This is a genomic window from Saccharopolyspora hirsuta (genome assembly GCF_008630535.1).
Classification (GTDB): domain Bacteria; phylum Actinomycetota; class Actinomycetes; order Mycobacteriales; family Pseudonocardiaceae; genus Saccharopolyspora; species Saccharopolyspora hirsuta.
Map to the genome: position 1 here is coordinate 84970 of NZ_VWPH01000006.1, position 20630 is coordinate 105599.

19 protein-coding genes and 1 tRNA gene are annotated in these 20630 nt (G+C 70.6%); 14 read left to right on the forward strand and 6 right to left on the reverse strand.

All coding sequences use genetic code 11. From position 1 onward, the window contains the following. The first annotated feature begins 8 nt into the window (after positions 1-8). The 11 genes from nuoF to F1721_RS13770 all read left to right on the forward strand — a co-directional run bounded on the left by nuoF (position 9) and on the right by F1721_RS13770 (position 14389). On the forward strand, positions 9-1340 hold the full coding sequence (nuoF, locus tag F1721_RS13720; RefSeq protein ID WP_150067057.1) for an NADH-quinone oxidoreductase subunit NuoF: 1332 nt from the start codon (positions 9-11) through the stop codon (positions 1338-1340). Beyond that, the gene (locus F1721_RS13725; protein WP_150067058.1) at positions 1337-3856 is read left to right on the forward strand and encodes an NADH-quinone oxidoreductase subunit G; all 2520 of its coding nucleotides are present in this window, start codon (positions 1337-1339) and stop codon (positions 3854-3856) included. The genes nuoF and F1721_RS13725 overlap by 4 nt, the downstream gene beginning before the upstream one ends. Continuing rightward, complete coding sequence (gene nuoH, locus F1721_RS13730) at positions 3853-5151, forward strand: NADH-quinone oxidoreductase subunit NuoH (RefSeq protein WP_150067059.1); 1299 nt, start codon at positions 3853-3855, stop codon at positions 5149-5151. Before F1721_RS13725 ends, nuoH begins: the two co-directional genes overlap by 4 nt. After that, positions 5138-5740 carry an NADH-quinone oxidoreductase subunit NuoI gene (nuoI, locus tag F1721_RS13735; RefSeq protein ID WP_150067060.1) on the forward strand — a complete coding sequence of 201 codons (603 nt, stop codon included), beginning with the start codon at positions 5138-5140 and terminating at the stop codon, positions 5738-5740. The genes nuoH and nuoI overlap by 14 nt, the downstream gene beginning before the upstream one ends. Further along, positions 5737-6672 carry an NADH-quinone oxidoreductase subunit J gene (locus F1721_RS13740; RefSeq protein ID WP_150067061.1) on the forward strand — a complete coding sequence of 312 codons (936 nt, stop codon included), beginning with the start codon at positions 5737-5739 and terminating at the stop codon, positions 6670-6672. The genes nuoI and F1721_RS13740 overlap by 4 nt, the downstream gene beginning before the upstream one ends. After that, on the forward strand, positions 6669-6968 hold the full coding sequence (nuoK, locus tag F1721_RS13745; RefSeq protein WP_093155324.1) for an NADH-quinone oxidoreductase subunit NuoK: 300 nt from the start codon (positions 6669-6671) through the stop codon (positions 6966-6968). Before F1721_RS13740 ends, nuoK begins: the two co-directional genes overlap by 4 nt. Positions 6969-7006: 38 nt before the next feature. Continuing rightward, complete coding sequence (gene nuoL / locus F1721_RS13750; protein ID WP_387510725.1) at positions 7007-9007, forward strand: NADH-quinone oxidoreductase subunit L; 2001 nt, start codon at positions 7007-7009, stop codon at positions 9005-9007. Between the two features lie 55 nt (positions 9008-9062). Next, positions 9063-10640, forward strand: a complete 1578-nt coding sequence (locus tag F1721_RS13755) for an NADH-quinone oxidoreductase subunit M (protein WP_150067062.1) — start codon at positions 9063-9065, stop codon at positions 10638-10640. 32 nt (positions 10641-10672) lie between these two features. Beyond that, a complete protein-coding gene (gene nuoN, locus F1721_RS13760) occupies positions 10673-12223 on the forward strand; it encodes an NADH-quinone oxidoreductase subunit NuoN (protein WP_387510897.1) in 1551 nt (516 codons plus the stop codon). A gap of 48 nt (positions 12224-12271) precedes the next feature. Then, positions 12272-13300: a polyprenyl synthetase family protein gene (locus tag F1721_RS13765; RefSeq protein WP_150067063.1), complete on the forward strand. Its 1029-nt coding sequence runs from the start codon at positions 12272-12274 to the stop codon at positions 13298-13300. A gap of 117 nt (positions 13301-13417) precedes the next feature. Continuing rightward, a complete protein-coding gene (locus tag F1721_RS13770) occupies positions 13418-14389 on the forward strand; it encodes a LapA family protein (RefSeq protein ID WP_246154843.1) in 972 nt (323 codons plus the stop codon). A gap of 4 nt (positions 14390-14393) precedes the next feature. On the opposite strand, the gene F1721_RS13775 is transcribed toward F1721_RS13770, so the two are convergent. Further along, positions 14394-14837 carry an Lrp/AsnC family transcriptional regulator gene (locus F1721_RS13775; protein WP_195141733.1) on the reverse strand — a complete coding sequence of 148 codons (444 nt, stop codon included), beginning with the start codon at positions 14835-14837 and terminating at the stop codon, positions 14394-14396. Positions 14838-14911: 74 nt separating this feature from the next. Here F1721_RS13775 and ddaH point away from each other — a divergent pair, with 74 nt between their 5' ends. Then, positions 14912-15766, forward strand: coding sequence for a dimethylargininase (ddaH, locus tag F1721_RS13780; protein WP_150067065.1), 855 nt, complete (start codon positions 14912-14914; stop codon positions 15764-15766). A 102-nt stretch (positions 15767-15868) separates the two neighbouring features. Here ddaH and F1721_RS13785 read toward each other — a convergent pair whose 3' ends face one another. Further along, positions 15869-16774, reverse strand: coding sequence for a YceI family protein (locus F1721_RS13785; RefSeq protein WP_150067066.1), 906 nt, complete (start codon positions 16772-16774; stop codon positions 15869-15871). Positions 16775-17017: 243 nt separating this feature from the next. Here F1721_RS13785 and htpX point away from each other — a divergent pair, with 243 nt between their 5' ends. Next, positions 17018-17893, forward strand: coding sequence for a zinc metalloprotease HtpX (gene htpX / locus F1721_RS13790; RefSeq protein WP_150067067.1), 876 nt, complete (start codon positions 17018-17020; stop codon positions 17891-17893). Positions 17894-17900: 7 nt separating this feature from the next. Here htpX and rfbA read toward each other — a convergent pair whose 3' ends face one another. The 4 genes from rfbA to F1721_RS13810 all read right to left on the reverse strand — a co-directional run bounded on the left by rfbA (position 17901) and on the right by F1721_RS13810 (position 20301). After that, the gene (gene rfbA, locus F1721_RS13795; RefSeq protein ID WP_150067068.1) at positions 17901-18782 is read right to left on the reverse strand and encodes a glucose-1-phosphate thymidylyltransferase RfbA; all 882 of its coding nucleotides are present in this window, start codon (positions 18780-18782) and stop codon (positions 17901-17903) included. 406 nt (positions 18783-19188) lie between these two features. Next, positions 19189-19680 carry a YajQ family cyclic di-GMP-binding protein gene (locus F1721_RS13800; protein WP_150067069.1) on the reverse strand — a complete coding sequence of 164 codons (492 nt, stop codon included), beginning with the start codon at positions 19678-19680 and terminating at the stop codon, positions 19189-19191. A 144-nt stretch (positions 19681-19824) separates the two neighbouring features. Beyond that, a tRNA-Tyr gene (locus F1721_RS13805) sits at positions 19825-19906 on the reverse strand. Positions 19907-19992: 86 nt separating this feature from the next. After that, positions 19993-20301 carry a hypothetical protein gene (locus F1721_RS13810; RefSeq protein ID WP_150067070.1) on the reverse strand — a complete coding sequence of 103 codons (309 nt, stop codon included), beginning with the start codon at positions 20299-20301 and terminating at the stop codon, positions 19993-19995. Between the two features lie 79 nt (positions 20302-20380). Between F1721_RS13810 and F1721_RS13815 the strand changes: the two genes are divergently transcribed. Further along, positions 20381-20623: a hypothetical protein gene (locus F1721_RS13815; protein ID WP_150067071.1), complete on the forward strand. Its 243-nt coding sequence runs from the start codon at positions 20381-20383 to the stop codon at positions 20621-20623. Positions 20624-20630 lie beyond the last annotated feature (7 nt).

The window sequence follows — 20630 nt, forward strand, 5'->3', positions numbered from 1 at the left end:
TTGTGGGCATGACCCAAGCTCCAATCAGCCAGTCCAGCATCAGCCCGGTGACGCCGGTCCTGACCAAGCGGTGGCTGTCGCCGAACTCCTGGACGCTGCGCACCTACGAGCAGCTGGAGGGCTACACCGCGCTGCGCAAGGCGCTGGCGGGCACCCCCGACCAGCTCGTCGAGCTGGTCAAGTCGGCCGGGCTGCGCGGTCGCGGCGGGGCCGGGTTCCCGTCCGGCGTGAAGTGGAGCTTCATGCCCAAGGAGCCCACCAAGCCGCACTACCTGGTCATCAACGCCGACGAGGGCGAGCCGGGCACCTGCAAGGACATCCCGCTGATGATGGCCGACCCGCACTCGCTGATCGAGGGCTGCATCATCGCCAGCTACGCGATGCGCGCCAACAACTGCATGATCTACGTGCGCGGCGAGGCGCTGCACCCGATCCGGCGGTTGAACAACGCGGTCCGCGAGGCCTACCAGGCCGGTTACCTGGGCAAGGACATCCTCGGCTCCGGGTTCGACCTGGACATCGTGGTGCACGCGGGCGCCGGCGCCTACATCTGCGGCGAGGAGACCGCGCTGCTGGACTCGCTGGAGGGCAAGCGCGGGCAGCCGCGGCTCAAGCCCCCGTTCCCGGCCGCCGCGGGCCTCTACGCCTGCCCGACCACGGTGAACAACGTCGAGACCATCGCCACCGTGCCCTACATCGTCAACGGCGGCTCCGACTGGTTCCGCAAGATGGGCAGCGAGAAGTCGCCGGGGCCGAAGATCTACTCGATCTCCGGGCACGTGGAGCGGCCGGGCCAGTACGAGGCGCCGCTGGGCACCACGCTGCGGCAGCTGCTGGAGCTGGCAGGCGGCATGAAGGACGGCGTCCCGCTGAAGTTCTGGACGCCGGGCGGCTCGTCGACCCCGATGTTCACCGCCGAGCACCTGGACGTGCCGCTGGACTTCGAGGGCGCGGCCGAGGCCGGGTCGATGCTGGGCACCACCGCGGTGATGGTGTTCAACGAGACGGTGTCGGTGCCGTGGGCCGTGATGAAGTGGACCCAGTTCTACGAGCACGAGTCCTGCGGCAAGTGCACCCCCTGCCGCGAAGGCACCTACTGGCTGGCGCAGGTGCTGGAGCGGATGGTCGAGGGGCGCGGCACCCAGGAGGACATCGACACCCTCCTGGACGTCTGCGACAACATCTTCGGCCGCTCGTTCTGCGCCCTCGGCGACGGTGCGGTCAGCCCGATCGTCAGCGGCATCAAGTACTTCCGCGAGGAGTTCCTCGCGCTGTGTCAACAAAACACGGGTGGAATGAAAAATCCCGGCGAGCCGGAACTGGTAGGAGCGGCCCGATGACGGTGGCACCAGAATCAGAAGCCCGCCCGGTGCCGGAGGGCTACGTCCGCCTGACCATCGACGGGATCGAGGTCGAGGCGCCCAAGGGCGAGCTGCTGATCCGCACCGCCGAGCGGATGGGCATCACCATCCCGCGGTTCTGCGACCACCCGCTGCTGGACCCCGCGGGGGCCTGCCGGCAGTGCCTGGTCGAGGTGGAGATGGGCGGGCGGCCGATGCCCAAGCCGCAGGCGTCCTGCACCATGACCGTCGCCGACGGCATGGTGGTCAAGACGCAGCAGACCTCGCCGGTGGCGGACAAGGCGCAGCAGGGCGTGATGGAGCTGCTGCTGATCAACCACCCGCTGGACTGCCCGATCTGCGACAAGGGCGGCGAGTGCCCGCTGCAGAACCAGGCGCTCAAGCACGGCCGCGCCGAGTCCCGCTTCCGGGACACCAAGCGGACCTTCGCCAAGCCGGTGCCGATCTCCTCGCAGGTGCTGCTGGACCGCGAGCGCTGCGTGCTGTGCCAGCGCTGCACCCGGTTCTCCAAGCAGATCGCCGGGGACCCGTTCATCGAGCTGCTGGAGCGCGGGGCGCTGCAGCAGATCGGCACCGGCGAGCAGCAGCCGTTCCAGTCCTACTTCTCCGGCAACACCATCCAGATCTGCCCGGTCGGCGCGCTGACCAGCGCGGCCTACCGGTTCCGGTCCCGGCCGTTCGACCTGGTGTCCACGCCGGGCCAGTGCGAGCACTGCGCGTCCGGCTGCGAGATCCGCAACGACTGGCGGCGCGGCAAGGTGATGCGCCGCCTGGCCGGGGACGACCCGGAGGTCAACGAGGAGTGGATCTGCGACAAGGGCCGGTTCGCCTTCCGCTACGCCACCGCCGCGGACCGCATCACCCGCCCGCTGGTCCGGGAGAACGGCGAGCTCCGCGAGGCGTCCTGGACCGAGGCGCTGCAGACCGCGGCGAAGGGCCTGGCCGAGGCGCGCGACGCGCGCGGGGTCGGCGTGCTGCCCGGCGGTCGGCTGACCGTCGAGGACGCCTACGCGTACTCGAAGTTCGCGCGGATCGCCTTGCGCACCAACGACATCGACTTCCGGGCGCGGCCGCACTCCGAGGAGGAGCTGCGGTTCTTGGAGTCCACTGTGGTCGGTGTGACGCCGGGGACCGGGGTCACCTACCGGGACCTGGAGTCCGCGCCCGCGGTGCTGTGCGTGGCCTTCGAACCGGAGGAGGAGTCGCCGATCGTCTTCCTGCGGCTGCGCAAGGCGGCGCGGCAGGGCAGGACCAAGGTGTTCCACCTCGGGCCGTGGTCCTCGCCGGGCGTGGAGAAGACGACGGTCATCGTGCACAACGGCGGCCCGGTCCGGACCGGTGACCTGGTGCCGTGCGTGCCGGGCGGGGAGGCCGCCGCGCTGCGGTCCCTGCCGTCCGAAGTGGAGGAGTCCCTGCAGCAGCCGGGCGCGGTGCTCGTCGTCGGCGAGCGCGCGGCGGAGGTCCCCGGGCTGTACTCGGAGATCCTGCGCGCCGCGCAGCGGACCGGCGCCCGGGTCGCCTGGATCCCGCGCCGGGCGGGGGAGCGCGGTGCGATCGAGGCGGGCGCGCTGCCGACGCTGCTGCCCGGCGGTCGGCCGGTCGCGGACGCCGCGGCCCGCGCCGAGATCGAGCAGGCCTGGGGCGTGGGCTCCGGCGCGCTGCCCGCGGCCGTCGGCCGCGACCTCACCGGCATCCTCACCGCCGCGGCGTCCGGGGAGCTGTCCGGCCTGGTCGTCGGCGGCGTCGACCCCGACGACCTGCCCGACCCGGCGCTGGCCGAGCGGGCCCTGCGCCGGGCGGACTTCGTGGTCAGCCTGGAGCTGCGGACCAGCGCGGTCACCGAGCGCGCCGACGTGGTGCTGCCCATCGCGCCGAGCGTCGAGAAGGCGGGCAGCTACCTGAACTGGGAAGGCCGCCGCCGCGAGTTCGGTACCACCATCGAGGGCACCGGCGCGCTGTCGGACTGCCGGGTCCTGGACACCCTCGCGGTGGAGATGGACGCCGACCTGTTCACCCAGACCCCGGCCGCGGCGGCCGCCGAGCTCAACCGCATCGGCCCGAACATCGGCGAGCGGCTGCCCACCCCGGACGAACCGGCACCCACCGCACCGGCCCCGGGCCCGGGCCAGGCGGTGCTCGCGACCTGGCGGCAGCTGCTGGACAACGGCTCGCTGCAGGCCGACGAGCCGAACCTCGCGGGCACCGCGCGCCGCACCGTCGCCGTGCTCTCGCCGCGCACCGCGCAGCGCATCGAGCTCGGCCACGCGCAGCGCATCGAGGTCCGCACCGCCAAGGGCGCGATCGTGCTGCCGGTGGAGCTCGCCGAGATGCCCGACGACGTGGTGTGGCTGCCCAGCGACTCCGGGACCTCGCGGGTGCACCGCGCGCTCGGCGTCGGGCACGGCGCGCTCGTCGACATCGCCGCCACCACGCCGATGTCCCCCGCGGCCGGCAACGGCCACGGCACCACCCACCTCGACGGGGGGAGAGCATGACCACAACCGCGGAACTGCTCGCCGACGACCCGATCTGGCTGATCCTGCTGAAGGTCGTGGCGATCTTCGCCTTCCTGGTCGTCATGACGCTGCTGACGATCTGGGCGGAGCGCCGGGTGATCGGCCGGATGCAGAACCGGCCCGGTCCGAACCGGGCGGGCCCGTTCGGCATCCTGCAGTCGCTGGCGGACGGTCTGAAGCTGGCGTTCAAGGAGGACATCCGCCCGGTCCTGGCCGACAAGTGGATCTACTTCCTGGCCCCGGTGATCTCCGCGACGCCCGCGCTGGTGTCGTTCTCGGTGATCCCGATCGGCCCCGAGGTGACCATCTTCGGCGAGCGCACCGCCCTGCAGCTGGTGGACCTGCCGGTCGGCCTGCTGGTGGTGCTGGCCTGCGCGTCGGTCGGCGTGTACGGCATCGTGCTGGCGGGCTGGGCGTCCGGGTCGCCGTACCCGCTGCTCGGTTCGCTGCGCTCCGCGGCGCAGGTGATCTCCTACGAGATCGCGATGGGCCTGTCGTTCGTCGCGGTGATCATGTACGCGGGGACGATGTCCACCTCGGGCATCGTCGAGGCGCAGGCCAACGGCTGGTTCTTCCTGCTGCTGCCGTTCAGCTTCGCGGTCTACGTGGTCTCGATGGTCGGTGAGACCAACCGGGCCCCGTTCGACCTCCCGGAGGCCGAGTCGGAGCTGGTCGGCGGCTTCCACACCGAGTACTCGTCGCTGAAGTTCGCGCTGTTCTTCCTCGCCGAGTACATCAACATGGTCACCGTCTCGGCGCTGGCGACCACGCTGTTCCTCGGCGGCTGGCACGCGCCGTGGCCGCTGTCGCTGATCGGCGACGGGGTGCTCAACACCGGTTGGTGGCCGGTGCTGTGGTTCCTCGGCAAGACCCTGGCGTTCCTGTTCTTCTTCATCTGGCTGCGCGGCACCCTGCCCCGCCTGCGCTACGACCAGTTCATGAACCTGGGCTGGAAGGTCCTGGTCCCGGCGAGCCTGCTGTGGATCATGGCGGTGGTCGTGATCCGCGCGCTGCGCAACGACGAGGCGGTCACCACGCAGCAGTTCCTCATCGGTGGCGCCGTGGTGATCGCGGTGCTGCTGGTGGCCACGTTCCTGATCCCGGACCGCCGTCCGGCCAAGGACACCGACGAAGTGCCGCTGGCGGGCAGCGGCTACCCGATCCCGCCGATCGACCTGCAGGTCCCCGAGGCCCCGCCGCGCCCGGTGCGCGCGGGTGCCGCGGGCGAGGTCGAGCGCGCGGAGGGCGAGGAGGCGCCTCATGGGAATGTTTGATCCGATCAAGGGCTTCGGCGTCACCTTCTCGACGATGTTCAAGAAGGTCGTCACCGAGGAGTACCCCGAGGTCAAGAAGATCCCGGCGCCCCGGTTCCACGGCAGGCACCAGCTCAACCGGCACCCGGACGGGCTGGAGAAGTGCGTGGGCTGCGAGCTGTGCGCCTGGGCGTGCCCGGCCGACGCGATCTTCGTGGAGGGCGGGAACAACACCGAGGAAGCGCGCTACTCGCCCGGCGAGCGCTACGGCAAGGACTACCAGATCAACTACCTGCGCTGCATCGGCTGCGGGTTGTGCATCGAGGCCTGCCCGACGCGGGCGCTGACGATGACCAACGAGTACGAGACCGCCGACGACAACCGCCAGGACCTGATCTACACCAAGGAGGACATGCTGGCGCCGCTGCTGCCCGGCATGGAGCAGCCGCCGCACCCGATGCGGCTGGGCGAGGACGAGCAGGACTACTACGTGCGCGGTCCTGAGCTCGCGCGAGACCTGCTTGCAGGGTCGAGCCATGGACACGGTCAGCGCGTCGATGATTCCTCCAAGCAGACGGCCGAGTCCGGGCACGAGGAGGCCGGGAGATGACCCTCGAAACCGCTCAGGTCCTGGCCCAGGGCGCTGCCGTCGGAGCCGGTGAAGCCGCGGCCTTCTGGATCCTCGGTCCGCTGGCGCTGCTCGGCGCGCTGGGCATGGTGTTCGCGCGCAACGCGGTGCACTCGGCGCTGTGGTTGGTGCTGACGATGCTGTGCCTCGGCGTGCTCTACATGGCGCAGAGCGCGCAGTTCCTCGGGTTCACGCAGATCATCGTCTACACCGGCGCGATCATGATGCTGTTCCTGTTCGTGCTGATGATGGTCGGCCGCGACTCCTCCGACTCGGTGGTGGAGGTGCTGCGCGGGCAACGGCTGTGGGCCGGGCTCGGCGGCATCGGCCTGGCCGCGCTGCTGGTGACCGGGCTGGCGCGGGCGCTCACCGACGTTCCGGTCGCCGCGCCGCTGAACCCGTGGAGCCCGCAGGGCGGCGGTGCGGGCGGCCTCGGTCGGCTGATCTTCACCGACTACCTGTTCCCGTTCGAGCTGACCTCGGCGCTGCTGATCACCGCCGCCATCGGCGCGATGGTGCTGGCCTACGGCGGAAAGGGCCGCGGCCCGAAGCTGAGCCAGAAGGAGCGGGCCAACGCCCGCTTCCGCAGCTCGCGCCCGTCGCCGCTGCCCGGCCCCGGCGTGTACGCCACCACGAACTCGGTGGCCGTCCCGGCGCTGCTGCCGGACGGTTCGGTGGCGCCGGAGTCGCTGTCCGAACTGCTGGAGAACCTGCCCGCGGAGCGGCTCGGCGAGGAGCGCCGGGCGGTCGCGGGCGACACGGCCGCGCCCGACCCGCACGCGCTGACCGGCGGGCACCACGAGGAGTCGCCCGAGGTGCCCGAGCAGCAGTCGGCGGAGCCGCGCGCCAACGGCAACCGGTCGAACAACGGCCGCGATTCCGAGCACGTCGCTGGCGAGGAGGTCCGGCAGTGACTCCCACCTACTACCTGCTGCTGTCCGCGCTGCTGTTCACCATCGGCGCGGTCGGCGTCCTGGTGCGGCGCAACGCGATCGTGGTGTTCATGTGCATCGAGCTGATGCTCAACGCGGTCAACCTGACCCTGGTGACCTTCGCCCGCATCGAGGGGTCGGTGCACGGGCAGGTCATGGCCTTCTTCGTGATGGTGGTCGCGGCGGCCGAGGTGGTGGTCGGCCTGGCCATCATCATGTCGATCTTCCGGACGCGTCGCTCGGCCTCGGTCGATGACGCCAACCTGCTGAAGTACTGAGAGGGCGCGTGGTGACGGCAAACACGATTCCCGCGGCGATGAATCACGGGGCCTTCCTCGCCGGGACCAGCCCCGAAGTGACGGCGGCTGCCGGTGGCATCCAGCAGAACGCCTGGCTGCTGGTCGCGTTCCCAGCGCTGGGCGCGCTGGTCCTGCTCGTCGCCGGACGCCGCGCCAACGGCTGGGGGCACATCCTCGGCTGCGCCACGGTGATCGCGTCCTTCGCGTACGGGGTGCTGCTGTTCAGCTCCATCGCCGGGATTCCGGAGAGCGGCCAGGTGCGGGAGCTGCACCTGTTCTCCTGGATCCCGGTCAACGCCCTGCAGGTCGACTTCGGGCTGCGGCTGGACCCGCTGTCCATGGTGTTCCTGCTGCTGATCACCGGTGTCGGATCGCTGATCCACATCTACTCGATCGGCTACATGTCGCACGACCAGGAGGGCCGCACCGGCCGGGACAACACCGAGCGGCGCCGGTTCTTCGCCTACCTGAACCTGTTCGTGGCCGCGATGCTGGTCCTGGTGCTGGGCAACAGCTTCGTGACCCTGTACCTGGGCTGGGAGGGCGTCGGCCTCGCCTCCTACCTGCTGATCGGCTTCTGGCAGGGCCGCCCGTCGGCGGCCGCGGCGGCGACCAAGGCGTTCGTGATGAACCGGGTCGGCGACGTCGGCCTGGCACTGGCCATCTTCCTGCTGTTCGCCAACCTCGGCACCACGCAGTACACCGAGGTCTTCGCCCGGGCCGGGGAGCTCTCGCCGGGCGTGCTGCTGGCCATCACGCTGCTGCTGTTGCTGGGCGCCTGCGGCAAGTCCGGCCAGGTGCCGCTGCAGGCGTGGTTGCCGGACGCGATGGAGGGCCCGACGCCGGTCTCCGCGCTCATCCACGCCGCGACCATGGTCACCGCGGGCGTGTACCTGATCGCCCGCGCCAACCCGCTGTTCTCGCTCTCGCCGGGCGGGCAGCTGGCGGTGACCATCGTCGGTGCGGTGACGCTGCTGGTCGGGTGCGTCATCGGCTGCGCCTACGACGACATCAAGAAGGTCCTGGCGTACTCCACGGTCAGCCAGATCGGCTACATGATGCTGGCCGTCGGGCTCGGCCCGGCCGGGTACGCGCTGGGCATCATGCACCTGCTCACCCACGGCTTCTTCAAGGCCGGGCTGTTCCTCGGCGCCGGTTCGGTGATGCACGGCATGAACGACGAGGTCGACATGCGCAAGTTCGGCGGCCTCCACCGGTACATGCCGATCACCTTCGCCACCTTCGGGCTCGGCTACCTGGCGCTGATCGGCTTCCCGTTCCTGTCCGGCTTCTACTCCAAGGACGCCATCATCGAGGCGGCGTTCGGCCAGGAGGGCTGGCGCGGCTGGGTGTTCGGCGGCGCGGCGCTGCTGGGCGCGGGCATCACCGCGTTCTACATGACCCGCCTGGTGCTGATGACGTTCTTCGGCGAGAAGCGCTGGCAGAACCTGACGGCCAGCAACGGCAAGGAGTTCCACCCGCACGAGTCGCCGACCGTGATGACCGCGCCGATGATCGTGCTGGCCGTCGGCTCGGTGGCGGCGGGCATGTTCTTCGCCGGTGGCGACCGGCTGGTCGGCTTCCTGTCGCCGTCGCTGGGCGAGCTCCAGGAGTCCGGGCACAGCGCCATCCCGCACGCGATGATCCCGGTGCTGACCGTGGTGATCTCCGCGCTCGGCGCGCTGATCGCCTGGCTGGTGGTGGGGCGCAAGCCGGTGCCGGTGGAGCGCCCGGCGCGGGTGTCGCCGATCGTGCGCGCGGCCCGCGCCGACCTGGGCGGCAACGCGCTGAACGACGCCATCGCCGTCAAGCCCGCGTTCGGCCTGGCGCGCGGACTGGTCACCGTGGACGAGAAGGGCGTGGACGGCGCGGTCAACGGCGTCGCCGGGGTCCTGGGCTTCACCTCCGGGCGGCTGCGCCGCTGGCAGACCGGTTTCGTCCGGTCCTACGCCCTGTCCATGCTCTTCGGCGGCATCGTGGTGATCGCCGCCCTGATGGCCGTGGGGATCCCGACATGACGACTCGTGACCACTGTGGACTCGGTCGGCTGAGCGAGCTCCGGGAGGAGATCCGATGACCCTGCTCGTCGCACTGATCCTGCTGCCGATCGCCGGGTCGGTGGTGGTGGCGCTGCTGCGCGGCAACGCGCCGGTGGCGAAGTGGACCGCGCTCGGGTTCTCCCTGGTGGAGGTCGTGCTCGCGCTGGCCGCGTGGGCCGCCTACGACCCGGCCGGACCGCGCATGCAGCTCACCAGCTCGGTGGCGTGGATCCCGGCGTTCGACATCAACCTCTCGCTCGGCGTGGACGGCATCGCGCTGGTGATGATCGCGGTGATCGCGCTGCTCACCCCGCTGGTGCTCGGCTACAGCTGGGGCGAGCGGCTGCCGGAGGGGCGCACGCACGGCGGGTTCTTCTCACTGCTGCTGCTGGAGCAGGCGCTGACGGTGGCGGTGTTCGCCGCGACCGACCTGTTCCTGTTCTACGTGCTGTTCGAGATCATGCTGATCCCGATGTACTTCCTCATCGGCGGCTACGGCGGCGAGAAGCGCACCTACGCCGCGGTGAAGTTCTTCCTGTACTCCTTCCTCGGCGGCCTGATCATGCTGGCCGCGGCGATCGGCGCGTACGTCTACGCCGCCGACGTCACCGGCCGCGGCACCTTCGACTGGGCGGCGCTGGTCCCGGTGCTGCGGGACGCGCCGACGAGCGTGCAGGTGTGGCTGTTCCTCGGCTTCTTCGCCGCGTTCGCCATCAAGGCCCCGCTGATCCCGTTCCACACCTGGCTGCCGGACGCCGCGCAGCAGGCGCCGATCGGGGTCGCGGTGATCGTGGTCGGCGTGCTGGACAAGGTCGGCACCTTCGGCTTCCTGCGCTACAGCCTGCCGCTGACGCCGGACGCCTCGCAGCTGCTGGCCCCGCTGGTGCTGGTGCTCGCGGTGATCGGCGTGCTCTACGGCTCGTTCCAGGCGTTCGGGCAGACCGACTTCAAGCGGTTCATCGCCTACGTCTCGATCGCGCACTTCGGGTTCATCGCGCTGGGCATCTTCGCGTTCACCTCGCAGTCGCACGTCGGCGCGGTGTCGTACATGGTCAACCACAGCATCGCGACCGGCATGCTGATCCTGGTGATCGGCATGGTGATCACCCGCGGCGGCTCCACCCGCATCGCCGACTACGGCGGCATGGCGAAGGTGACGCCGCTGCTGGCGGGCACCCTGCTGATCGCCGGGCTGAGCACCCTGTCGCTGCCCGGCACGAACTCGTTCATCAGCGAATTCCTCGTGCTCATCGGGTCTTTCGAGACCCGGCCGGTGTACACCGTGCTGGCCACCATCGGCATGGTGCTGGCCGCGGTCTACGTGCTGTGGCTCTACCAGCGGACGATGCAGGGCCCGGTGCGCGGCGACGCGCTGCTGGGCACCGCGGGCGGGCCGGGCGCGGTGACCGACCCGGGCAAGCCGGGCGCGCACCGGCTGCGGGTCGCCGACCTCGGCGCCCGCGAGATCGCCGTGCTGACCCCGCTGATCGTGCTGGTGCTCGCGTTGGGCTTCTACCCGAAGCCGGTGCTGGACGTGATCAACCCGTCGGTCGCGGCAACCATGAGCGAGGTCGGCGTCACCGACCCCGTGACCTCGCAGGGAGGTAACTGACAGTGGGTGTCTTGACGAGGGACCTGGGTGCGCTGGCGCAAGCGCAATCCGTCGAAATCCCGCCGATCGACTACGCGGCGATCGCCCCGATCCTGATCGTCCTCGGCGCGGCCTGCCTGGCGGTCCTGGTCGAGGCGTTCCTGCCGCGGCACCAGCGCTGGCCGGTGCAGGTCGGGCTGAGCCTGGTGACGGTCGTGGTCGCCGGGGTGGCGCTGGCGGTCTACGCCCGCTCGGCGGGCACCGGGGTGACCACGCTGTCGGACACCCTGGCGATCGACCCGCCGACCCTGTTCCTGTGGGGCACCCTGCTCGCGCTCGGCCTGGCGGCGATCCTGCTGATCGCGGACCGCTCGGTGGAACCGGGCGGCTCGTTCGTCGCCGAGTCCCGGCCCGCCGAGGGCCCGGGCACCATGAGCCGCGCCGCCGCCGCGGTGTCCGGCATGCGCACCGAGGTCTTCCCGCTCGCCCTGTTCTCCCTCGGCGGGATGATGGTGTTCATCGCGGCGAACGACCTGCTGACCATGTTCATCGCGCTGGAGGTGCTGAGCCTCCCGCTGTACCTGATGTGCGGCCTGGCCAAGCGGCGCCGCCTGCTCTCGCAGGAAGCGGCGGTGAAGTACTTCCTGCTCGGTGCCTTCGCCTCCGCGTTCTTCCTGTACGGCCTGGCGCTGCTCTACGGCTACGCGGGCTCGGTGAAGCTGCAGGCCATCGCCGACGCCACCGCCGGTTCGGACCGCTCCGACACGCTGCTGTTCGCCGGGCTCGGCCTGCTGCTGGTGGGCCTGCTGTTCAAGGCCTCGGTCGGCCCGTTCCACACCTGGACCCCGGACGTGTACCAGGGCGCCCCGACCGCGGTGACCGGGTTCATGGCCGCCTGCACCAAGGTCGCCGCCTTCGGCGCGATCCTGCGCGTGCTGCAGGTCGCGTTCCAGGCGTCGAGCTGGGAGTGGAAGGGCGTGCTGTGGGCCATCGCGATCGCCTCGATGGTCATCGGCGTGGTGCTCGGCCTCACCCAGCGCGACGTCAAGCGGATGATCGCCTACTCCTCGGTGGCGCACGCCGGGTTCATGCTGATCGGCTCGATCGCGCTCACCGAGCGCGGCCTGTCCGGCACGCTGTTCTACCTGCTGGCCTACGGGTTCACCACGATCGCCGTGTTCGGTGTGATCAGCCTCGTCCGCCGCGCCGATGGTGAGGCAACTCACCTCTCCGACTGGGCCGGGCTGGCGAAGCGCTCGCCGCTGGTCGCCGGGGTGTTCACCTTCCTGCTGTTCGCCCTCGCCGGCATCCCGATGACGAGCGGTTTCGTCGGGAAGTTCGTCGTGTTCGAGGCGGCGCTGGCCGACGGGATGGCCCCGCTGGTGGTGGTGGCCCTGCTGGCCAGCGCGGTTGCCGCGTTCTTCTACCTTCGTGTCATCGTGCTGATGTACTTCAGCGAACCCGCCGCGGACGGGCCGACCGTCAGCGTGCCGGGTGCGTTCACGACAGCCGCGATCACGCTCGGTGTGGTCGTCACGCTGTTGCTGGGCGTGCTGCCGACCTTGGCGCTGGACTGGGCGAACGTCGGCGGCTTCGTGTCGTAGAGTGCACGCCGGTAGGGCGATCGTTGGGGGAGCGAAGGCGACGGTGACGTGAGCAGGCCAGCGGGAGACCCGATCAGCGAGCTGATCAAGGGCAGTGGGATCGGGATCGACATCGCCGACGCGGCGTTGGCCGACTCGGTGCAGCAGGGCATCGGTCGGGTGGAGCGGTTGCTGCACGACTCGGTGCAGAGCGACTTCGACTTCGCCACCCGCACCTCGCTGCACCTGGTCGACGCGGGGGGCAAGCGGTTCCGGCCGCTGTTCACCCTGCTGGCCGCGCAGTTCGGGAACCCGCAGGCGGACGAGGTGATCACCTCCGCCGCGGTGGTGGAGATGATCCACCTGGCCACCCTCTACCACGACGACGTGATGGACGAGGCGACCATGCGGCGCGGCGCGACCAGCGCCAACGCCCGCTGGGACAACTCGATCGCCATCCTGACCGGGGACTTCCTGTTCGCGCAGGCGTCGGCGCTGATCGCCGACCTCGGCGCGGAGGCGGTCCGCGAGATGGCGCGCACCTTCGAGCTGCTGGTCACCGGGCAGATGCGGGAGACCGTCGGGGTCGGTCCGGACGAGGACGCCGTCGAGTTCTACCTGCAGGTGATCTTCGAGAAGACCGGTTCGCTGATCGCCACCGCGGGCCGGTTCGGCGCCTGGTTCTCCGGCGCGGACGAGGCGACCGTCGAGTCGCTGGAGCGGATCGGCCGGTTGATCGGCATCGGGTTCCAGATCTCCGACGACATCATCGACATCGCCTCGCCGCCCGAGGAGTCCGGCAAGACGCCGGGCACCGACCTCCGCGAGGGCGTGCGCACGCTGCCCATGCTGTACGCGCTGGCGGACCCGGACACCGACCCGCGGCTGCGCGACCTGCTGTCCCGAGCGCTCACCGAGGACGCCGAGGTGCACGAGGCGCTGGACCTGCTGCGCGCGTCGAACGGCCTCGAACGCACCCGGGCCACGTTGGACGAGTACGCCAACGACGCCCGCAAGGAGCTCGCGTCGCTGCCGGACACCCCGGCCCGCGAAGCGCTCTCGGTGCTGGTCGACTACGTGGTGGCGCGGACTCGCTGAGTCGTGTTCCAGGTGATCACGAGCAGATCACACCGCCTCGGCGCGGTGGCGCTGCGTGGTAGGCATTCCGGGACCGACCGGCTGCGCCGCCGGAGCCCGTGAGGAAGGACATCTCTCGTGATCACCTGGCTGTTCACCCAGGTGTGGCTGTGGAGCCTCGCAGCGTTCGCGCTCGGCGCCCTGATCACCTGGCTGTTGTTCGTCCGCCCGCTGCAGCGGCGCCTGGCCGAGCTGTCGGCCGAGTACCCGGACTACGAGTACGACCGGGACGACTACCAGGAGCCGGACACCGCGCGGGAACCGCTGGACCTGCTGGATTCGGCGCGCCCGCACGACCCGGACGAGCCGCCGATCGGCGACTGGGACCGGCCCCCGCGCGCCTGGGCGGACCCGCGCCTGCGCGCGGCGGAGGACGAGGACACCGAGAACACCTGGTTCCGCAAGTGGGACGAGGAGGCGCAGCACGCGCCGGACGGCCCGCCCGACGTCGCGGTGACCGCGGTGCAGCCGCGCGTCCCGGCGGCCGCGGAGCCGAACGGTTCGGACACGGTCACCTGGGACGCGCCCGAGACCTCCGGCAGCTCGGACGCCGTCGACGACCCCGGCGAGAAGCCGGACCGCCGCGACGAGCCGGTCGCCGAGGAGCCGGACACGGAGGTGACGCCGGTCGAGGCGGAACCCGAGGTGCAGGCGAACCCCGCGGCGGCGTCCAGCTTCTCCGGCCAGCTGGAGGACGCGGAGCGCCTGTCCGGGCAGCTCCGGTCGCTGTTCGAGTCGGAGCCGAAGAGCGGCGCCGACACCCCGTACGTGCCGCCGGTCGGCGCGGAGGCGACGCAGGTCATGCCCGCCGTCGCCGACGACGAGGACGTGCCGCCGCTGCCGCGCCGCACCCCGGGCGCTGGCCCGCACCCCGGTCGCGACAGCGGGTGGTCCGGCCCGATGGTCAAGGGCCACTCGGCGTCCCGGCAGTACCACACCCCGGAGTCGCCCCAGTACGAGGAGATCGTCGCCGACGTCTGGTTCCGCTCCGCGGCGGACGCCGAGATCGCCGGTTTCGAACCCTGGAACGGCCAGCGGGTCCGCGACTGACCGCTCACTCGGGCTGGGGCTGGCGCTCCAGGAGCCGGGACAGGACCATCGTGGAGACCGTGCGGCTCACGAACTCGACCGAGCGGAGGCGCTCCATCGCCTCCTCCAGGTGGTGGATGTTCGCCGCGCGCATGTGGACGATCGCGTCCGCCTGGCCCGAGACGGTGTAGGCCGCGACCACCTCCGGCAGCGGTTCCAGACCGGTGCGGATCCGGTGCGCCGGGACGTTCCCGGCGCAGTGCACCTCCACGAACGCCTCGGTGCCCCAGCCCAGCGCCTCCGGGTCCACCACCGCGGTGAACCCCTGCAGCACGCCGAGGTCCAGCAGCTTGTCCACCCGCCGCTTCACCGCCGGGGCGGACAGCCCCACCTCCGCGCCGATCTCCGCGTAGCTGGCCCGCGCGTCCGCCACCAGGTGCGAAATGATTCGTTGATCCAAGGCGTCCATACGCAACATTCTGCCGCAAAAATCGAATGGAGCGTTGTTGATGGCGGTTCCCGCCACCGCTTACATTTCGATTCATGACGGTCATCGCCGATCAGGCTGCCCAAACGATCCAGACGCCGCGGGCGACCCCGCGGCACTACCTGATGTGCCCGCCGAAGTACTTCACCGTCGAGTACTCGATCAACCCGTGGATGGACCCGGGGACCCCGGTGGACACCGACCGGGCGATGGCCCAGTGGGACGAGCTCAAGCGCACCTACGAGCGCCTCGGCCACACCGTCGACGTCATCGAGCCCCAGCCGGGCCTGCCGGACATGGTCTTCGCGGCCAACTCGGCGACGGTGATCGACGGCCGGGTGCTCGGCGCCCGGTTCCGCGCGCCGCAGCGGGCGGCGGAGGCCGAGCACTTCCGGCGCTGGTTCATCACCCGCGGCTACCGCGACCTGGTCATGCCGTCCCGGATCAACGAGGCGGAGGGCGACTTCGCCTGGACCGGGCAGGTGCTGCTGGCTGGCAGCGGCTTCCGCACCGACCCGGAGGCGCACGCCGAGGCGCAGGAGGTGCTGGGCGTCCCGGTGGTCTCGCTGCGCCTGGTGGACCCGCGCTACTACCACCTGGACACCGCGCTGTTCGTCCTGCAGCGCGGCGCGGACGCGCGGATCGCCTACTACCCGGAGGCGTTCTCGGCCGGGTCCCGCCGGGTGCTGGAGCGGATGTTCCCGGACGCGGTGATCGCGAACGCCACCGACGCGGCCTGCCTGGGCCTGAACGGAGTCTCCGACGGCAAGCACGTGGTGCTCCCCGGCGAGGCGACCGGACTGGCCGCGCAGCTGGCCGACCGCGGCTACGAGCCGGTCCTGCTGGACGTCTCGGAGCTCCGCAAGTCGGGCGGCGGCCCGAAGTGCTGCACGCTCGAACTGCACTCCTGACCGAGGGGGCGGGGCGGCGAAGGGGACCGCGGGCGAAGTGGTCCCCTTCGCGGCAGTTGTGAGCGGCGATGGTGGTAAGCGCGACCATCGCCGCTCACGAGTTCACTGCTCCAGGACGCCCTGGACACCGATCTCGATGTCGATGGTCGGGCCGACCACCGCGATCCCCTTGGCCAGCGTGGCCTTCCAGTCCACCGAGAAGTCCTCGCGGCGCAGCGTCGTGGTGGAGTGGCAGGCCACCCGCAGGTCGCCGTCGAAGCCCGGCCCCTGCCACTTGCGCTGGCCCAGGTAGGTGGTGGCCAGCTCGACCGGGCGGGTGGTGCCGCGCAGCGTCAGGTGCCCGCTGACCGACCAGCGGTCCGCCCGCAGGTGGGTGAACCGGTCGCTGGTGAACCGGATGTGCGGGTGGTTGGCCACGTCGAAGAAGTCCGCCGAGCGCAGGTGGTCGTCGCGCATCTTGACGCCGGTCTCGATGCTCGCCGCGTTGATCGCCACCTCGATCCGCGAGTCCTCGAACCGCTCCGCGACCTGCACGACGCCGTCGAACTCCTTGAACATGCCGTGGATCTTGGACATGCCGATGTGCGGGGCGACGAACCGGATCTCGGTGTGGTACGGGTCGAACCGGTACCGGCCGGGCAGCGGCGGCTCCAGCGACTCGTCCGGCTGCAGCTGGACGGTGCCCAGCTGCAGGTGCCGGTTGACGCCCACCTCCACCTGCGTGCTGTAGCGGCGGTAGCCGCCCGCGCTGATCGACAGCCGGTGCGTGCCGGGCGCGATCGAGGTGGCGAAGCTGCCGTAGCTGTCGGTGACGCCGTGCGCGGTCCGCTGGTTGAGCCGACCCGTCAGCGTGACGACCGCCCCCGGCAGCAGCTGCCCCCGCTCGTCCTGCACCTGGCAGGTGATGACGCCGCTGTCCAGCGGAGTCGGGAGGAGGTTGGCGACGCCGGGGCGCGGTGAACCGCTCTTGCCCGAGGCACGACGTCGCCGCAGCTTGGCGAAGATCATCTGGATCCTTCCTGCCCGACCGCCGGGTACGGTGGACAAAGTTTCAACTTCAACTACCGGCGGGTCATGCTAGATCGCGACGCCGGAGCGGCTCGCGTTGCCTTCGGCACATCCGCCCAGCGGAACTACGACTCGCGCCGGCTCGTTCTCTGAGTGACCTTCGAGAAGAGCGGGGAGAGATCGTCCGAAACGGCCATCCGGTAGGTGTCGGCCCCCGTTGGGCCCTTGGTGGAGGCAGGCACGGTGCACAGTCACTTCAACGGTTTGAAAACGGCGTTGCTGCTCGGCGGCATGAGCGCGCTGGTGCTGCTGGTCGGGTCGCTGTTCGGGCGCACCGGCCTGGTCATCGGCCTGGTCGTCGCGCTGGGCATGAACGGGTACGCCTACTTCAACTCGGCCAACCTGGCCCTGCGCGCGATGCACGCCCGGCCGGTGTCGGAGGCCGAGCAGCCCGCGATGTACCGGATCGTCCGGGAGCTGGCCACCTCGGCCAAGCAGCCGATGCCCGCGCTCTACGTCAGCCCGACCCGCGCCCCGAACGCCTTCGCCACCGGCCGCAACCCGCGCAACGCCGCGGTGTGCTGCACGGCCGGGATCCTCGAACTGCTCAACGAGCGCGAGCTGCGCGCGGTGCTCGGCCACGAGCTCTCGCACGTGTACAACCGGGACATCCTGATCTCCAGCGTGGCCGGGGCCCTGGCCAGCGTGGTGACCTTCCTGGCCAACTTCGGGATGTTCTTCGGCGTGGTCGGCGGGCAGGACGAGAACCGCCCGAACCCGTTCGCGATGCTGCTCGTCGCGCTGCTCGGGCCGATCGCGGCGGCGGTGGTGCAGATGGCCGTCAGCCGCTCCCGCGAGTACCAGGCCGACGAGTCCGGGGCGCACCTCACCGGCGATCCGCTCGCGCTGGCCTCCGCCCTGCGGAAGCTGGAGCGCGGCACCCAGCAGGCGCCGCTGGCACCGGAACCGCAGCTGGTCTCGCAGTCGCACCTGATGATCGCCAACCCGTTCCGCCCCGGCGAGCGGCTGGCCAAGCTGTTCTCCACCCACCCGCCGATGGCGGACCGCATCCGCCGCCTCGAGGGCATGGCGGGCCACCAGCTGCCCCCGGCCTGGTGAGGCGGGGTCAGGCCGTGGCGCCCGCGCGGCGGGCGACCTCCATGACGTACTGGCCGTAGCCCGACTTCGCCAGGCGGGCGCCGAGCTGGTAGCAGTCGTCCGCGGAGATGTAGCCCATGCGCAGCGCGATCTCCTCCAGGCAGGCGATCCGCACGCCCTGGCGGTGCTCCAGGACCTGCACGAACTGCCCGGCCTCCACCAGGGAGTCGTGCGTGCCGGTGTCCAGCCAGGCGAAGCCGCGGCCCAGCGAGGTCAGCCGGGCCCGGCCCTCGCGCAGGTAGGCGAGGTTGACGTCGGTGATCTCCAGCTCGCCGCGCGCCGACGGGGTGAGCCCCTTGGCGATGTCCACCACGTCGTTGTCGTAGAAGTACAGGCCGGTGATGGCCATGTTGGACTTCGGCTCGGCGGGCTTCTCCACGATGGACACCAGGCGGCCCTCGCCGTCCACCTCGCCGACGCCGTAGCGCTCCGGGTCGCGGACCGGGTAGCCGAACAGCGTGCAGCCGTCGAGATCCCGCACGCACTGCTGCAGGATCCCGGAGAAGCCCTGCCCGTAGAAGATGTTGTCGCCGAGCACCAGCGCCACCGGGTCGTCTCCGACGAAGTCGGCGCCGATCACGAACGCCTCGGCCAGCCCGTTGGGCTCGGGCTGCTCGGCGTAGGAGATCTCGATGCCGAACTGCGACCCGTCGCCGAGCAACCGCTGGAACAGCGGCATGTCGGCGGGCGTGGTGATGAGCAGCACCTCCCGGATCCCGGCGAGCATCAGCACCGAGATCGGGTAGTAGACCATCGGCTTGTCGTACACCGGCAGCAGCTGCTTCGACACGACCTGGGTCAACGGGTGCAACCGCGTCCCGCTGCCCCCGGCCAGCACGATCCCCTTCACCCGAGCACCTCCACGTAGAACCCCCGGAAACCCTGCGTCCCGATGGCAGACGAACGATCAGCGACAGGACCGCGACAACGCCACCAGCAGTCCCTCCACCGAGCCAACGGCAGCGAGGCGAGCCCGGCATCAGCCATCGTCAGGCAAGCGGCGCCAGCCGCTTTCGGCGGTAAACAGAGACCGCGACGGGCGACTGGCACCGATCGTTAGCTGCCGCATGCGCCGCCAGGCGCATAGCCCACTCTCGCAGCTGGCACCGTCGCGGGTTCTCAGCGTTCGCCTGGCGAGGACGGCCCTGACGCCGTGTATTGGTCCATACATAAGTCAGGGCACCCGCAGTCCAGGCGGGCGCTGAGGTTCCGCTACCGGCACCGCTACGCAAAAGGACCACTGGAACTTACGGAGCTCAGCGGAAGTTCTCGAACTGCAGGGGCGCGTCGAAGTCGGACGCCTTCAGCAGCTGGATGACGGCCTGCAGGTCGTCCTTCTTCTTGCCGGAGACGCGCAGCTGCTCGCCCTGGATCTGGGCCTGGACGCCCTTCGGGCCCTCGTCGCGGATCTTCTTGGAGATCTTCTTCGCCACGTCCTGCGAGATGCCCTGCACGATCTTGCCGGTGACCTTGTAGATCTGACCCGAGCTGGCCGGTTCGCCCATGTCCAGCGCCTTCAGCGAGATGCCGCGCTTGATCAGCTTCTCCTTGAAGACCTCGATCGCGGCCTTGCAGCGCTCCTCGGTCTCGGATTCCAGCGCAACCGCGTTCTCCCCGGACCACTGGATCTTGGTGCCGGTGCCGCGGAAGTCGAACCGGTTGGCGAGTTCCTTGGCCGCCTGGTTGAGCGCGTTGTCCACCTCTTGGTGGTCCACCTTGCTCACCACGTCGAAGGACGGGTTTGCCACGTGTCTTACCTCCCGTTGAGACGCAGCCTCGTGTCGTGCGGACACGCTACCGGGTGCGGCGGCGGGCCGGGCGGGTTCGCGCCCGACCCGGCCCAAAACGAAACCGGCCCCATGACCTGCTGGTCACGGGGCCGGTTCTGCGGGTGCCAGGTGGAGGATTCGAACCTCCGAAGGCAATGCCGGCTGATTTACAGTCAGCTCCCTTTGGCCGCTCGGGCAACCTGGCGTGCGCTCACCAGCAGCGCTGGCTTGCGGGGAAAAGAATACATCCCCGCGTCCACCCCGTTTCGCCGGGGTGGTGGTTTCCGGGGTTCAGTCCCGCTCGGGGTCGTAGATCAGCGCGTTGGCCTGCGCGGAACCGGTGTCCAGCGCGGCCTGCGCCGCCGCGGGCAGGGTGCTCCGGAAGTCCGGTCCGGCCGCCTTGACCAGGACCAGCAGCCGCTTGGCCAGGCCGCGGGCCTGGGTGAGCCGGATCTCCTCGGCGGTCAGCGTCCGCTGCGAGTCGGCGAGCATCCTGCGGTAGCGGTGGTCGAGCTCGGCGTGCTGGTCGACCACTTCCAGCGCCCGCCGGAGGTCCGCGAGTTCCGCGGTGCTGACCTGGACGAAGTACGGATCGGGCACGGGTTCGCAGCGTACGCGAGCCGTGGCGCATTGGCGGCAGGTCCGGTTCCGGTGCGTTTCGTCCGGCTAGCCTGGTGGCATGGCCATTGACCGGGCGGCCCGCGCGAAGCGGCGGCAGGAGCAGCGCGCGGCTGCGCGACCGGAGGTCGAGCCGCGCCCGTCCGCCTCGGCGGTGCTGGGCGTCGAGGGCCTGTTCAACGCGGGTGCGAAGCACCAGCTGGAGCACCTGGCCTGGGTGGAAGTGGTGAAGGAGGACGACCGCGAGTCCGGCGGCCCCCTCGACCTCGAGTCCGACGTCGTCCGCCTCGACCCCCGCGACTGACCGCACC